A 14,934-nucleotide genomic window follows, 5' to 3' on the forward strand; every position below is an offset into this window, starting at 1 on the left:
GGAATCTCTGCGTCAATAAAGGGCTTTGAAAAATACTCTCCCCAGTATATTTAAGGGCAGTCATGCAGCATGGCGACCTTGTTGTGTTGTTTATCATGCTCTCCGCGATCGTATTCCCGATTTTTGATCAGCCATTTAATTGTCTTGTTACAAACCCCTTGTATAATTTTTTGCAATAAATTCGAGCGACTGCGCAACTTATCGGCGCGTTCCGTTACCGGATGAAACGACAAAAAGGAATAGGGATGACGACTTGTGCGAGCTGTGGTGCTGATAACCGTGATGGTGCCAAATTTTGTAAATCCTGCGGCACTGCGTTGTTACCGCCAGCGCCGCCGACACCTGAGTGTCATCAATGCCATGTGCCACTGACCCCGGGGGCGCGATTCTGCAAAAAATGCGGTGCCAGCACTGGCGCTGATGCTGCAGTTACCACTGCCACGGTAGCGGATGTTGTGACGGCAAACGCCAGCGATGCATCGGTCAGTGTGACAGAAAGAGCAGCAGAACAAGCAGCAGATCTGCCGACAGCACAGGTGCCTGTCACCAGCGAAGCCGTGACAAATCCGCCTGAGCAAAGCGTGAGCGCTGCTGCTGATGCTGCTGTTCCTCCCGCAAACCCGGATGTCCCTGTTAGTGCAGCGACGCCAGCAGCAAGTACCGCGAGCATCACAGAGACCCAAGCTAGCGTGAATCCAGCGGTGCAGCCATCGCAGCCAATAGGCTCTGACGCGTTGCCTTCCTACAATGCCCTGCCGGTCAGCAAGACGGCGACGCCGGTGAAAGCGATCGTACTGGTTGCGGTGGTCGTGGCAATTGCCGTGTGCGCTGGTGCTTATGTCTGGTATGCAAAATCCCGTTCGCAGACCGGGCCCGTCGTGACCAGTGCTGAACCCGTCGCCGCCTCATTGCCGAGCAGCCCGCCGGCGGATGTTGCACCGGCTCCAGCTTCCGCCGTTGCAATGCCGGAAGTGACGACCGCGCCGACGACACCGGCAGCCACGCAAGCACCTGCACCCGTGACCGCCAAAAAGAAACGCCGGAATGACGATGATGAATTTGACGAAGACGACGATTTTTACGATGAACCGGTCAACGCTAAACGCCAACAGGGGGCACAGGCGCAGCCAGGCGGCGAAATGATGCATGGTAAGGCGACGGCTTTGTTAAACCGTGCCGATAGTTTTATCGCCAGCGGTGATTACGATAATGCACTGGCGACCGCCCAGACGGCACTGGCGCTGGACCCCGGCAATACCGCGGCTCTCGCAAAAATCAGGAAAATCAAACAACTGCGTTCACGCTATTAAACCAGTTCCGCACATGGGCATACGCATGATTTCGTATGCCTATGTTCCGGCGTGGCATTGATAGCCCGTGCCGCACATCTTCCATCACCCATCATTGTTAACCCCGTCCAGAGTGACGACATCCATCGGAGACTACATGAGCAGCAATCCAACGACTTCCGGCAGCCCATTTGTGTTGCTGCGTGCCGCAGAGGCCGCAACGAACTGGCGCGCGCTTGCCATGACTGGCATGGCAGCACTGGCTTTTTTCCTGTCTATGGCGATGACCGCCTGGCTGACACGCCACAGCTTTTTGCTGGGTGGCCTGTTTTCCATCGTGTCGCTGATCGTCGGTATCACCGGCTATTCTGCCGTCGGCATTCTGCTGATGCGCCAGTCCCAGGGCCGTGAGCTCAGTTTTCCTGACGCGATCATACAAGGCATCTTTACGGTCCATCGTATGCTGGGCGTGGCACTGGTGTTGCTGGTGATATTTTTGCTGATGGTGCTGGCAGCGTTTGCGGTACTGTTTTTGTGTAAATTGCCCGGACTCGGCCCCTTGCTGTATGCGGTCATGTTGCCATTTCTGACGGTCGTCATCGGTGTCACTTTCGCTGGCATATTTTATGTGGCGATGCCACTGGCGGCACCGGCAATCTGGGCCGGTAACTCGGTAATGGAAACGATTGCCCGTTTGTTTGTGATTGTCCGTCAGCGTTTGCTGATGACGATCACTTATATCGTCGTGTTGTCTTTCCTGGTGCTGTTTTTATCCGGTGTGGTGTCCTTCATTCTGTTTTCCGGCTATGTCACAACGATGGGAATTTCTCAGGCCGTCGGCGTCAATCCTGTGGGGAATATGATGGGGATGATGTCAGGCATCATGGGCAACCATATGGGAAATCCGATGGGAAATTATATGGGTTACGGCGGTGGTTTTGAGGCGCTGGAGAGCGGCATGGCTTACACCGGCGCCTTTGGTTTTGCAACCGGGCTGCTGTTCAGTGTCGGCATGGTGATTCCGTTTCTGACGATGATTAACGGTACCTGCCTGATTTATCTGCAAGTGACGGATGGTCTGAATTTCACCGAAGCGGAAGCACAATTGCAGGCGCAGATGCAGGAAGCAAAACGTCGGGCCAACGAAGCGAAAGAACGTGCTGGTGCAAAATTGCAGGAAGCGAAAGATGCCGCGGCGGCGGCCAAAAGTAGTCAGCCAACGGCAAAAGCCGGGCCTGAGATTGCCTCTGCATCGACGCCAGCCGCGCCGCCTGCGCCTGTTGCACTGGTCGCCAGAACCTGTTCCGCCTGCAAAGCGCCATTGGCGGCAGATGATGTTTTCTGTGGTGAATGCGGCACAAAAAATCCACTCTGATACCTGTCTCTGTGAGGTAGTTGACGCAGTGCCCAGACTGCGGCGACTGCTCTCGCAGATCTGCAACGGTGTTATCCGGGTCTGGCGACAGTGAGTGATTTTACGCAGGAAAATGTCGCCCTCAGTTATATTGTGTGTGCGGTTGATGCTGAAGACAGTGGTTTTTGATTGAGTGACGATAGCCGATTTTCAGGAGCATTCGATGGGCATGACGTGTTTTTATCTGACGCTGACACAGGAAAAACTGGATGATCTGAAACAGCATCCCGGGAAAGTCCGCCATCTGATTTTTGCCAAAAACGGCAGTAATGATGATGCGGAATTATTTGACCTCGAACAAGCCTGGCATGGCATACAGTATTTACTGAACGGCGCGACATTTGGTGGTGATGAACCTTTGGGGTGGGCCGTGTTCGGTGATCAGGAAGTCAGCGACGATCTGGGCAAAGGCCCCGCCCGTTGCCTGACTGCACGTCAGGTTGCGATGGTCAGTGCCGCATTACAGGAACTGCCCGCATCCGCGCTGGCACAGCGCTTCGATGCGGCGAAGATGGAAAAAGCACAGGTGTATCCGGAAGGCATGTGGATCACCGACGGCACGCAGGCACTACATTATTTACTGGAACAGTATGCTCATCTGCAACATTTTTATGCAAATGCTGCGGCAGATGGCAAGGCGGTCATCTGTTTTATCAGTTAGATCGTTAGTGTTCTGTTATTTCCATTTTCGTCGTTTTAGTCAAGGAGCTGTGTCATGCTTACTGCAACAGGGTTCAGCAAAACTTTCCGTAGGTTGTCGGGTCTGGCTGTATTGACCGTATCTGCCTTATCGGCGGTGCAGGCATTTGCAGCGGAACGCATTTCGCTGACGCGTCAGGATGGTCAGAGCGTTCCTGCTCTGGTCTATCAGAATGCGGGAGCATGTCAGGGGGTGGCGATTATTTCCCATGGTGCCGGTGGTTCGGAAAAAGGCTATGTCTATCTGGCTGAATTCATGGCGAAAGAAGGTTTTCTGAGCGTTGTGCCGGGTCATCTGGAAAGTGGCCGGCAATCTTTGCGTGAAGCCAAGCGCGGCGGCAGTTTGCAGGACGGTCTGACAGAATTAGTCACCGATGCACCCGCCTATTCGGCGCGGCTGATGGATATACAAGCCGTGCGCCAATGGGCTGCGGCACGTTGTACTGGCAGACGCGCGGTTTTACTCGGTCATTCCATGGGGGCGGCAGTGGCCATGATGGAAGCCGGTGCCGACAATAAAATGGGCGTGACGGGTACTGCCAGTTTCGATGCGTATATTGCCTTGTCGCCACAAGGTGAAGGATTGATTTTTCCCGCCCATGCCTGGTACAAAATCAGTAAGCCGGTGTTATTGATGACAGGAACCAGAGATGATGATCTGGCGCATGCTTCCTGGCGTACCCGTACCGAACCGTTTGCCGACATGGCACCGGGTTGCAAATGGCTGGGTGTCGTGAATGGCGCGTCGCATATGAATTTCGGCGGTAACGGTTTGTTGCATCGTACCGAAGGACTGACGACGCAAACGATCCACGCGTTTTTACAGGGCGTGCAAAGCGGCAATTGTGCGGCTCCGCCACCGTTGGCGGGCATGGAACTCAGAACAAAATAACCGCCTGCCACCAGTTCGTGTGAACGGCGGCAGGCAGATCAGCTTGCTTGTCCAATGACAATGGCTATGTTCTGACAACAAAACGGATGATGCCGTCAGCGCCCGTTTGTCGCTGCAAGACGCCGTCAAACCATAATTTGTGCAGATGCGCGAGCGCTTCGCCGATGGCAAATGTCAGCTGGTGGGCATCGAGCGGGCGGCGGAACATCAGTGGCACGATGTCACACGCTGATTGCGGTGTCGTACAAGCCGCAACGACTTCGGCCAGACGTTCAGCGTGATGTTCTTCTAATTGCCTGATGCGCGTATGCAGCCCTTTGAACGGCTTGCCATGCGAAGGCAGGATCAGCACATCTTCAGGTAGCGGCAGGTATTTTTTGAGGGAATCAAGATATTGCTGCACCGGATTGGCTTCCGGTTCTATCGCAAATACGGACACATTCGTGGAAATGCGTGGCAACAGCATATCGCCCGAAATCAGGATATTCAGGTCGGCACAATACAATGAGGCGTGTTCTGGTGAGTGACCAAAACCGGTGATGATTTGCCAGCGCCGGTGATGAATCGTCAGGTCGATACCTTCCTGCAAACGGCGATACGAAGTCGGCACCGTCGGTACCATGCGGCTGTAATGGCTCTTTCTTTCCTGTATCTGCTCCTGCATCGCCGGGTCCAGCCCATGTTTGCGGAAATGCGGAAACATCGCTGTGCCGTCCGCACCCGGTAAGCCAGCCGACATCATGCGGGCAAATGCGTACTCCCCTGCTGTCATCCACAGCGGAACATTCCACAAGGTGCACAACCAGTCTGCCAGGCCGATGTGATCAGGATGGCAATGCGTAGCAATCACCCGCACCACAGGCAGGCCGCGCAGATGATTATCCAGATCACCGAACAATACTTCCCAGGCGTCACGCGTGGCGTCGCTGGCGATGCCGCAATCGACCACCGTCCAGCCATGCACCCGCCCCTGTACGGTCTCGACTTCATCTTCGAGCAGCCACAGATTAATGTGGTTCAGTGCAAACGGCAGACCCATCCGTATCCATAAAACGCCGGGCGCTATTTCCATCGTCTTGCCGGATTCCGGCAGGGTTTCGCCAAACGGATAATCGAGTTGTTGTTCCAGGTGATTCATTGTTGTCTCTTCTGTTTTTGGTACGGACGTTGCAGCCGGAATAGCCTACAATGCGTTTTTATTCAATTGACGTTAACGTCAATTCGATTCCAGCGATTGTAATCAGAAAAACGATTTTGTGTACTAAAACTATGGCTACCTACACCATTACTGACTTAGCCCGCGAATTTGACATCACGCCACGCGCGATTCGTTTTTATGAAGATCAGGGTTTGTTAAGTCCGACCCGCGAAGGTCCCAGCGGCCGCAACCGCGTCTATACCGCGCGCGAACGCACACAACTGAAGCTGACCCTGCGTGGTAAGCGTCTGGGCCTGAGCCTGTCGGATATCAAGAGCCTGGTCGATATGTACCGCTCACCAAAAGATACCGAAGCGCAGTTACAGAGCTTTCTGGTGGTGCTGGCACGGCACCGCGCTTCACTTGAGCAGCAGCGCGAGGATATTGAAGTCATGCTGGCGGAAATCAGCGCACATGAAGATAAAAGCCGGCGTTTGCTGGCTTTACACACGAAAGCGGCTCAGACAGAGTAAAAATACCAGTCTGCACAAAACGCAATGAATTGACGTTTACGTTAACGTCAATTAGTCGTATTATTTCCCGTGCTCAGATTTTGTATTCGTAAGGGACTTTATGCATCAGGACACCACATCTGCTGTACCCGCCGCACTCGATCCCACGCTGGCGCTGACCCTACTGCAAAGCTTCAACGGGCAAGGTGCGTTGATGGCGTGGAATGCGAAACTGACAGGAATGACGCCCGGCACCTGTGAAATCAGCTTGCCGTACAGCGATGCCGTCAGTCAGCAACATGGCTATTTTCATGGCGGCGTGATTGGTACATTGGCGGATGCTGCCGGTGGTTATGCAGCAAATACATTGTTGATGCCAGTAAGTGAGTGCTTAACTGCAGAGTACAAAATCAATATCGTTGCACCCGGCATAGGCGATGCCCTGATCGCCCGTGGCAAGGTCTTGAAATCAGGAAAAACTCTGGTTGTTTCAAGCGCCGAGGTGTTTGTTGTGAATCAGGGGCAGGAAAAATTGTGTGCGATCATGCAACAGACGCTGTTTGTGATCGCAAAAAATAAATGACGGTCAGGCATGACAGTCAAAGCAGTTGCAGTAAAAAATAACAGAAGAGATGCAAAACCGGTTTCGCAATGTTGTCGCTGCGTATCCTGTTGAACACCACTCTGATCAATAAAAACGAATCTGTTCCAATACTACAGTGAGGATGACATGCTCCATTTACCCGGTTTAACTTTCGATCATGGCGAAGATATCGCCGCTCTGCGCGAAGCTGTGCAACAGTTCGCTGCAGCTGAAATCGCGCCGCGTGCAGCGGAAATCGACCGCAACGACCAGTTCCCTATGGATCTGTGGCGTAAGATGGGGGAGCTGGGCATACTCGGTATTACTGTCAGCGAAGAATACGGTGGTGCGAATATGGGCTATCTGGCCCACATCATCGCGATGGAAGAAATCTCACGCGCCTCTGCTTCCGTTGGCCTGTCGTACGGTGCCCACTCGAATCTGTGCGTGAACCAGATCAAACGCAACGGTACAGAAGAGCAAAAACAAAAATACCTGCCAAAACTGATCTCCGGCGAACACATCGGTGCGCTCGCGATGTCCGAGCCGAATGCCGGTTCCGATGTCGTCAGCATGAAACTGCGCGCAGACTTTAAAGGCGACCGCTGGGTGCTGAACGGCACCAAGATGTGGATCACCAATGGCCCTGACGCTGACGTACTGGTGGTGTACGCCAAAAATGATCTGGAAGCTGGCCCACGTGGTATGACCGCTTTCCTGATCGAAAAGAATTTCAAAGGTTTCAGCATTGCGCAAAAACTCGACAAGCTCGGCATGCGCGGTTCCCATACCGGTGAACTGGTATTTGAAGATTGCGAAGTACCTGCAGAAAACGTGCTTGGTGGCCTCGGCAAAGGCGTGAATGTCCTGATGTCCGGCCTCGATTTTGAGCGCACGGTTTTGTCCGGCGGCCCGCTCGGTATCATGCAGGCGTGTATGGATGTTGTCGTGCCTTACGTGCATGACCGCAAACAATTCGGTCAGCCTATCGGTGAATTCCAGCTGATGCAAGGCAAACTGGCGGATATGTATTCGACCATGATGGCTTGCAAGGCCTATGTGTATGCGGTGGGTCAGGCTTGCGACCGCGCCACCAATCCGGAACAGGTTCGCGCTTTGCGTAAAGACGCGGCGGGTGCCATTCTGTACTCGGCAGAAAAAGCGACCTGGATGGCAGGTGAAGCGATCCAGACGCTGGGCGGCAATGGCTATATCAATGAGTATCCGGTCGGTCGTCTGTGGCGCGACGCCAAGTTGTACGAAATCGGCGCCGGCACCAGCGAAATCCGCCGTATGCTGATAGGCCGCGAGCTGTTTGCGGAAACGAAGTAAACTGGTTTGACGTACCGCTGCGCAGTTCCTTAAGACCGTAAGTAATTAATCCCCGGACTGAAACGACTGCACATACGTTGCCACGATTTCCGCTATGACCCGATCAGATCTCATCACACCGGTGCCCGCACATCGCCAGTTTTTTGCCCGTCTGCATCAGTCAGTCTGGCGGAAGATGGCTGATGTGCAGCCCGCTGGCTGGTGCAGATATTGTCTTATTGGTGTGCGTTCAGGCATCGTTATGCTGCTTGCAAGGTATCAGAATTTGTCTGTATCCACAGAATTTACGCATCCCTTGATCATCGTATGTGATGGTATTACCGTTGATATGGTAAAACTAGAGGCTTGGAAAACCCGGTTTAACCTGTCCTGAGCCATCGCCATGCCAAACACACATTTTCCGAAATTATTGTCGTCTCAGATCGCGTTTGATATTGCACGCACGATACTGGATGGTTTTGACAAGCATTACCATTTATTCCGCATCAGTAGTCAGAGGGCGAAGCGGTTTTTTGAAACCGGTGATTGGAAGGCTGCACAGATTGCGGCACGTGAGCGTATCCAGTTTTACGATACGCGTGTGCGCGAATGCGTACGCACGCTGGAAGATGACTATGACGAAAATGATCTGACCGATGAGGTCTGGCGCGAAGTCAAACTGCATTACATGGGTTTGCTGATTGATCATCTGCGTCCGGAACTGGCCGAGACTTTTTTCAATACCGTTTGCACAAAATTACTTAACAGAAATTATTTTCATAATGATTTCATTTTCGTGCGTCCGGCAACCTCAACCGAATACATAGAGCGTGATGACACACCACCGACTTATCGCGTGTATTACCCGGCAACCGATGGTCTGAATTACACGATCAAACGTATAGTCACCAATTTCCAGCTTGAAACACCATTTGAAGATCTCGATCGCGATGTAGCAGCCGTCGAGGCGCGCCTGCGTGAGCATTTCGGGCGTGAAAAACTGGAACCGAATCATCAGATTCAGGTACTGGCGAATTTGTTTTACCGGAATAAATCTGCCTACATCATCGGTAAAGGCATTAACGGCAATCGCGAATATCCGTTTGTGATTCCGTTGATGCATAAACGCAAGAACGAGCTGGTACTTGATACGATCTTGTTTGATGTGATGCAGATTACGGTACTGTTTTCATTCACCCGTGCGTATTTCATGGTCGATATGGAAGTACCATCGGCTTATGTGCAGTTCATCCGCAGCATTTTGCCGAAGAAGCCGCGCAGCGAAATCTACACCATGATAGGCCTGCAAAAGCACGGTAAAAACCTGTTTTACCGTGATTTTTTGCATCATCTGAAATATTCATCGGACTGCATAGACGCAGCACCCGGTATCCGCGGTCTGGTTATGCTGGTATTTGCGTTGCCTTCATTCCCGTATGTGTTCAAGCTGATCAAAGACAGTTTCCCACCGCCGAAAGAAACCACCCGGGCGCTGATTAAAGAAAAATATCTGCTGGTAAAAAACCATGACCGTGTAGGTCGCATGGCGGACACGCTCGAATATTCCGACGTTGCGTTTCCACGTTCACGGTTTTCTGAAGAGTTGCTTGAGGAAATTCGTCAGAACGCACCATCCATGCTCGAAGTCAATGATGAAGAAGTCGTCATCAAGCATCTGTATATAGAACGCCGCATGACACCGCTCAATATCTGGCTGACGGAAGCCGAACAGCGGGGTGATATGCAGGCGATGGAGCAGGGGGTACTGGAATATGGCAACGCGATTAAAGATCTGGTGTCGGCCAATATTTTCCCCGGCGACATGCTGTATAAAAACTTCGGTGTGACACGTCATGGCCGTGTCGTTTTTTATGACTACGATGAAATCGAATACATCACCGACTGCAACTTTCGCAAGATACCGTTGCCGCGCAATGAAGAAGATGAGATGTCAGCTGAGCCCTGGTATCCGATTGCAAAGAATGACGTCTTTCCTGAGCAATTCGGCACCTTCCTGCTTGGAAATCAGAAAGTGAAAGAATTTTTTATGAAACACCATGCTGATCTGCTGACCGCCGAATACTGGCAGGGACGCAAGCAGCGTATTGTCGAGGGTAAGGTTGATGATGTCTTCCCTTATCCGCAGGAAGTCAGATTTATCAATAAAGAATTAGCGCAGCAAAAATAATTTTTTTATCGTCTTAAAAGTATTTGCAATCTTAATCGTGCTTGCAGATGTTTTCAGAGAAAAGCAGACAAGCAGAAATTTTGTATCACCTTACATTCAATGGAGAAAAACATGACAGACCCTATCGTAATCGTTGGCGCAGCCCGTACCCCTATGGGGGCATTTCAGAGTGATTTCGCATCCCTGACCGCCAGTCAGCTCGGTGCAGTGGCAATCAAAGCTGCAGTTGAACGTGCTGGTGTCAAGCCGGAGCTGGTGGAAGAAGTTCTGTTCGGTAACTGCCTGATGGCCGGTCAGGGTCAGGCACCTGCACGTCAGGCTTTGCTGGCGGCAGGTTTGCCTATGTCCACAGGCGCGGTCACTTTGTCCAAAATGTGCGGCTCTGCGATGAAGGCAACCATGATGGCGTTTGACTCTATCAGCGCAGGCAGCAATGAAGTGATGGTCACCGGCGGTATGGAATCGATGACTAACGCACCTTACATCATTCCAAAGGCACGCGGCGGCTATCGTATCGGCCACGGCATGATTTACGATCACATGATGCTCGACGGTCTCGAAGACGCCTATGACAAAGGCCGCTCCATGGGTACTTTTGCCGAAGATTGCTCCGCCAAATACCAGTTCAGCCGAGAAGATCAGGATGCATTTGCGATTGCTTCCGTCAAACGTGCGCAAGCAGCGACAGCAGATGGCTCGTTTGCGTGGGAAATCGCACCGGTTACCGTTTCCGGTCGTGGTGGTGACGTTGTGATCGATAAAGACGAAGGCCCGCTGAAAGCCAAACTCGACAAAATCCCAGCTCTGAAGCCAGCCTTCAAAAAAGACGGCACAATCACTGCTGCATCTTCTTCCTCCATCAACGATGGCGCTGCAGCGCTGGTGCTGATGCGTGAGTCCAAAGCCAAAGAACTCGGTCTGACACCGATCGCTAAAATCGTTGCCCACGCATCGCATGCGCAGGAACCAGGCTGGTTCACGACAGCGCCGATTGGTGCGATTCAAAAGCTGTACAAAAAAACCGGCTGGACGACTGACACAGTGGATCTGTTTGAAATCAACGAAGCGTTCGCTGCCGTACCGATGGCAGCAATGAAAGATCTTGACATCTCCCACGACAAAGTCAACGTTCACGGTGGCGCCTGTGCACTCGGCCATCCTATCGGCGCATCCGGTGCCCGTATCATCATCACGCTGATCGGTGCGTTGAAAAAACAAGGTAAGAAGCGCGGTGTGGCATCCCTGTGTATCGGAGGTGGTGAAGGCACAGCAATGGCCATCGAACTTTTTTAACACTGATTAAGCTACTGCGCGGCGCACTCTTGAGCCTGCGATGCTCGTCGTACTCAAGTACGACTGCGCTTCTTAACTCAATATTGCGTCGCTCGCTACGCTTACTCAGCGTTAAAACTATAGGTACAAAATTTTATTTTCATCAGGAAGCCCTTGCAGGCGACACCGCTGTGGGGCATCTTGAAATGCAATCTGACATACGCAGAACTGACAACAAGGAAGCAAGATGCCCACAGCATTGATTATCGGCGCGTCACGCGGTATCGGTCACGAACTGGCCTTGCAATATAAAGCGGCGGGCTGGCGTGTGATTGCCACGGCGCGTAAGGCAGTTGATCTGAGCACATTACAAGCGCAGGGTTGTGAAGCTATCCCTTTGGATGTCACGAACATCAACGATTGCGGTGGTCTTGGCTGGCGACTCGATGATGAAAAAATCGATGTCGCTATTCTGAATGCCGGCGTGTATGGCCCGCGCACCACAGGATTGCAGACGCCGCATGATACGCAGTTTGATGAAGTGATGCATACCAATGTGCTGGCAGCGATGCGGATTCTTCCTATCGTGCTGCCGCTGGTCGAGAACGCCGGTGGCCGTCTTGCTGTCATCTCGTCGATGATGGGGTCTATCAGTGAGCGTAACGGTAATCATGGCTGGTTATATCGTGCCAGCAAAGCCGCGTTGAATTCTGTACTGAAGGATGTGTCTTTACAGACGCGACAGGCAATCTGCGTGGCCTTGCATCCGGGCTGGGTTAAAACAGAAATGGGCGGCGTCGGTGCTGAACTTCCGGTGACAGACAGTGCGCAAGGTATACGCAAAACGCTGGCAGGTCTGCAGCCGGACGACAACGGCAGGTTTTTTAATTACAACGGTGCCAGCCTGAACTGGTAAGCAGAAAAAAAGACAGAACAACATCAGAACGAGACCAGGTATGTTACTTACAGCAGAACACGAAATGATCCGCGATGCGATACGCGCATTTGCACAGGAAAAACTGGTGCCGAATGCGGCACGCTGGGATAAAGAACACCATTTTCCCGCCGCCGAATTAAAAGAGCTGGCACAGATGGGTGCGTACGGCGTTGCGGTACCGGAGGAGTTTGGCGGTGCCGGCATGGATTACCTGTCGCTGGCGCTGGTGCTGGAAGAAATCGCTGCCGGCGATGGCGGCACATCGACAGTCGTGTCCGTGAATAACTGCCCGGTGTGCAGTATTGCGATGATGTATGCGAATGATGCACAGAAGCAGCAGTGGCTGCGGCCACTCGCACAAGGCGAGATGCTGGGTGCGTTCTGCCTGACCGAGCCACATGCGGGCAGCGATGCGTCTGATCTGAAAACCACTGCACGTCGTGAAGGTAACGATTATGTACTGAACGGTGTCAAACAATTCATTACCAGCGGCAAACATGCAGACGTCGCGATTGTGATGGCGGTGACGGATAAAGCCGCGGGCAAAAAAGGGATCAGCGCATTCTGGGTACCGACCAAAACGCCGGGTTACATCGTAGCCGGGCTAGAACATAAAATGGGTCAGCATTCTTCTGATACCGCGCAAATTCTGTTTGAGAACTGCCGTATCCCGGCTGAAAACCTGATTGGCGAAGAAGGCATGGGGTACAAGATCGCGCTGTCGGGATTGGAAGGTGGTCGTATCGGTATTGCCTCACAATCGGTCGGTATGGCGCGCGCCGCATTTGAAGCGGCGCTGGCGTATGCGAAAGACCGCAACAGCTTCGGTAAATCAATTTACGAACATCAGGCAGTGCAATTCAAACTGGCTGACATGGCAACCCAGATCGAAGCTGCACGTCAGCTGATCTGGCATGCAGCGAGCATGAAAGATGCAGATAAGCCTTGTCTGAAAGAAGCAGCGATGGCGAAATTGTTTGCGTCTGAAATGGCAGAAAAAGTTTGCTCCGATGCGATACAAATACACGGTGGCTACGGCTACGTCAGTGATTTTCCGGTAGAACGGATTTATCGCGATGTACGCGTGTGCCAGATTTACGAAGGCACCTCAGAAATACAAAAAATCCTGATCAGCCGCGCGCTGGCCTGAGCGTATACCTTGTCAACAGCATCCTGCATTTATAAAAGGACACCGTGATGAAAGCACCTGTCGAATTCTGGTTTGATTTTGTTTCGCCGTATGCATATATCGCTGCGCAATCCATAGAACAACTGGCGGCCAGGCACGGTCGCGAAGTGAGCTGGAAACCGATGTTGCTGGGGGCTGTATTCAAAGTGACCGGATCGAGTCCGCTGACCATGCGGCCACCGCAAATGGCGGATTATTTCAAGCATGATTTTTTACGCTCCGCGCGTTATGCAGGCGTGCCGTTTGTTTTGCCTGAACCGTTTCCTATCGCAACCCAGAATACCGCAAGGGTTTGCCTGTGGCTGCAGGACACTGCGCCGAAGCGTGTCGGTGAATTCGTGCGTCAGGTCACACGTGCATATTTCTCCGGACCGGCAGCATTGAACGACACTGACTGGCTGGCGGCGCAGATAAGCGCGATGGGGCTGGCTGGTGCCGCTGCAGCGGCTGCCTGCGAAGATACTCATTACAAGCAGGCGCTGAAAGAGCAATGCGAACAGGCGATAGAAAAAGGCATCTTTGGCGCACCGTGGATCATCGTCGATAGCGAATCTTTCTGGGGCAATGATCGCCTGCCGCAAGTCGAACACTGGCTGGCGCAAGGTGGTTTTTAATCAGCATCATCCAGATAAAAAATCGGACTCATCAAAACATAACCGGTCAGCAAACGCAGAATTTTTCTGCGTCACGAGGAGAACAGCATGTTGAAAAAGGGCTATCAGCAGTTAGTGGACGAAGCATACGCACAGATCAGGACTTACAGCGTCGCAGAAGCACTGACGAAGCTGGATAAAGGTGACGTGCAATTTATCGATGTGCGCGACATTCGTGAGCTTGAGCGTGAAGGCGTGATTGCGGGAGCATTCCACGCACCGCGCGGCATGATCGAATTCTGGGTTGATCCGGACTCACCTTACTTCCGCCCTGTATTCGGTGAGAATAAAGAATTTATTTTATTTTGCGCTGCAGGCTGGCGTAGTGCCCTGACCACCAAGACGTTGATGGATATGGGCTTGGAAAATGTTGCTCATATCGAAGGTGGTTTTACTGCCTGGAAAGCCGCAGGCGCACCGACTGTTGCTAAGGAAATCAAGAAAGTGGTATGAGTCGTCAAGAGCAAAAAAATGCGAACCTGTGTCCCTGCGGTTCAGCAAAAAAGTATGAACTATGCTGTGGTGTTTATATCAGCGGTGCAGAAGTCGCACCAACAGCAGAAGCGCTGATGCGTTCGCGTTACAGCGCTTATACGCGCAATGATGAAGCCTATCTGCGCGCGACTTGGGATGAGCGCACTTGTCCGTCAGAGCGCATCACACATGATGATCCGACTAACTGGCTGGGGCTGGAAGTCAGGAAACATCAGCAGGACGGCGATCAGGCCATCGTGGAGTTTGTCGCTCGCTACAAAATTGCAGGTAAGGCGCACCGCCTGCACGAAGTCAGCCGTTTTTTGAAATATGACGGCAAATGGTTGTATGTCGACGGCAGCTTTCCTCAAAAATAAATCAAT

At 52.4% G+C, this 14,934-nt stretch carries 15 protein-coding genes; 14 read left to right on the forward strand and 1 reads right to left on the reverse strand.

The window, feature by feature from the left end; all coding sequences use genetic code 11:
- The first annotated feature begins 245 nt into the window (after positions 1 to 245).
- The 4 genes from ACOTSW_RS15775 (at position 246) to ACOTSW_RS15790 (ending at position 4,294) form a co-directional block, all read left to right on the forward strand.
- On the forward strand, positions 246 to 1,310 hold the full coding sequence (locus ACOTSW_RS15775) for a zinc ribbon domain-containing protein (RefSeq protein ID WP_423680035.1): 1,065 nt from the start codon (positions 246 to 248) through the stop codon (positions 1,308 to 1,310).
- Positions 1,311 to 1,446: 136 nt separating this feature from the next.
- Positions 1,447 to 2,664 (forward strand): hypothetical protein, encoded by a 1,218-nt coding sequence (locus tag ACOTSW_RS15780; protein ID WP_423680036.1) that lies wholly within the window; start codon positions 1,447 to 1,449, stop codon positions 2,662 to 2,664.
- A 202-nt stretch (positions 2,665 to 2,866) separates the two neighbouring features.
- On the forward strand, positions 2,867 to 3,364 hold the full coding sequence (locus ACOTSW_RS15785; protein WP_423680037.1) for a YfbM family protein: 498 nt from the start codon (positions 2,867 to 2,869) through the stop codon (positions 3,362 to 3,364).
- A 54-nt stretch (positions 3,365 to 3,418) separates the two neighbouring features.
- On the forward strand, positions 3,419 to 4,294 hold the full coding sequence (locus ACOTSW_RS15790) for an alpha/beta hydrolase family protein (RefSeq protein WP_423680038.1): 876 nt from the start codon (positions 3,419 to 3,421) through the stop codon (positions 4,292 to 4,294).
- A gap of 64 nt (positions 4,295 to 4,358) precedes the next feature.
- Here the strand turns inward: ACOTSW_RS15790 and ACOTSW_RS15795 are convergent, their stop codons facing one another.
- Complete coding sequence (locus tag ACOTSW_RS15795) at positions 4,359 to 5,432, reverse strand: MBL fold metallo-hydrolase (RefSeq protein ID WP_423680039.1); 1,074 nt, start codon at positions 5,430 to 5,432, stop codon at positions 4,359 to 4,361.
- Positions 5,433 to 5,563: 131 nt separating this feature from the next.
- Between ACOTSW_RS15795 and ACOTSW_RS15800 the strand changes: the two genes are divergently transcribed.
- The 10 genes from ACOTSW_RS15800 to ACOTSW_RS15845 all read left to right on the forward strand — a co-directional run bounded on the left by ACOTSW_RS15800 (position 5,564) and on the right by ACOTSW_RS15845 (position 14,928).
- Complete coding sequence (locus tag ACOTSW_RS15800; protein ID WP_423682345.1) at positions 5,564 to 5,965, forward strand: MerR family transcriptional regulator; 402 nt, start codon at positions 5,564 to 5,566, stop codon at positions 5,963 to 5,965.
- Positions 5,966 to 6,065: 100 nt separating this feature from the next.
- A complete protein-coding gene (locus ACOTSW_RS15805; protein ID WP_423680040.1) occupies positions 6,066 to 6,527 on the forward strand; it encodes a PaaI family thioesterase in 462 nt (153 codons plus the stop codon).
- A 147-nt stretch (positions 6,528 to 6,674) separates the two neighbouring features.
- On the forward strand, positions 6,675 to 7,859 hold the full coding sequence (locus ACOTSW_RS15810; RefSeq protein WP_423680041.1) for an isovaleryl-CoA dehydrogenase: 1,185 nt from the start codon (positions 6,675 to 6,677) through the stop codon (positions 7,857 to 7,859).
- Positions 7,860 to 8,241: 382 nt separating this feature from the next.
- Positions 8,242 to 10,026 carry a bifunctional isocitrate dehydrogenase kinase/phosphatase gene (aceK, locus tag ACOTSW_RS15815; RefSeq protein WP_423680042.1) on the forward strand — a complete coding sequence of 595 codons (1,785 nt, stop codon included), beginning with the start codon at positions 8,242 to 8,244 and terminating at the stop codon, positions 10,024 to 10,026.
- A 111-nt stretch (positions 10,027 to 10,137) separates the two neighbouring features.
- Positions 10,138 to 11,319: an acetyl-CoA C-acetyltransferase gene (locus ACOTSW_RS15820; RefSeq protein WP_423680043.1), complete on the forward strand. Its 1,182-nt coding sequence runs from the start codon at positions 10,138 to 10,140 to the stop codon at positions 11,317 to 11,319.
- 226 nt (positions 11,320 to 11,545) lie between these two features.
- Positions 11,546 to 12,214 (forward strand): SDR family oxidoreductase, encoded by a 669-nt coding sequence (locus tag ACOTSW_RS15825; protein ID WP_423680044.1) that lies wholly within the window; start codon positions 11,546 to 11,548, stop codon positions 12,212 to 12,214.
- A gap of 40 nt (positions 12,215 to 12,254) precedes the next feature.
- On the forward strand, positions 12,255 to 13,385 hold the full coding sequence (locus ACOTSW_RS15830) for an acyl-CoA dehydrogenase family protein (protein WP_423680045.1): 1,131 nt from the start codon (positions 12,255 to 12,257) through the stop codon (positions 13,383 to 13,385).
- Between the two features lie 47 nt (positions 13,386 to 13,432).
- Positions 13,433 to 14,038 (forward strand): 2-hydroxychromene-2-carboxylate isomerase, encoded by a 606-nt coding sequence (locus ACOTSW_RS15835; protein WP_186897551.1) that lies wholly within the window; start codon positions 13,433 to 13,435, stop codon positions 14,036 to 14,038.
- 87 nt (positions 14,039 to 14,125) lie between these two features.
- Entirely contained in the window at positions 14,126 to 14,530 is a 405-nt protein-coding gene (locus ACOTSW_RS15840) for a rhodanese-like domain-containing protein (protein WP_186863423.1), read from the forward strand.
- Positions 14,527 to 14,928, forward strand: coding sequence for a YchJ family protein (locus ACOTSW_RS15845; protein WP_423680046.1), 402 nt, complete (start codon positions 14,527 to 14,529; stop codon positions 14,926 to 14,928). Before ACOTSW_RS15840 ends, ACOTSW_RS15845 begins: the two co-directional genes overlap by 4 nt.
- Positions 14,929 to 14,934 lie beyond the last annotated feature (6 nt).

It is taken from the genome of Undibacterium sp. WLHG33 (genome assembly GCF_049544815.1).
Lineage (GTDB): Bacteria > Pseudomonadota > Gammaproteobacteria > Burkholderiales > Burkholderiaceae_D > Undibacterium.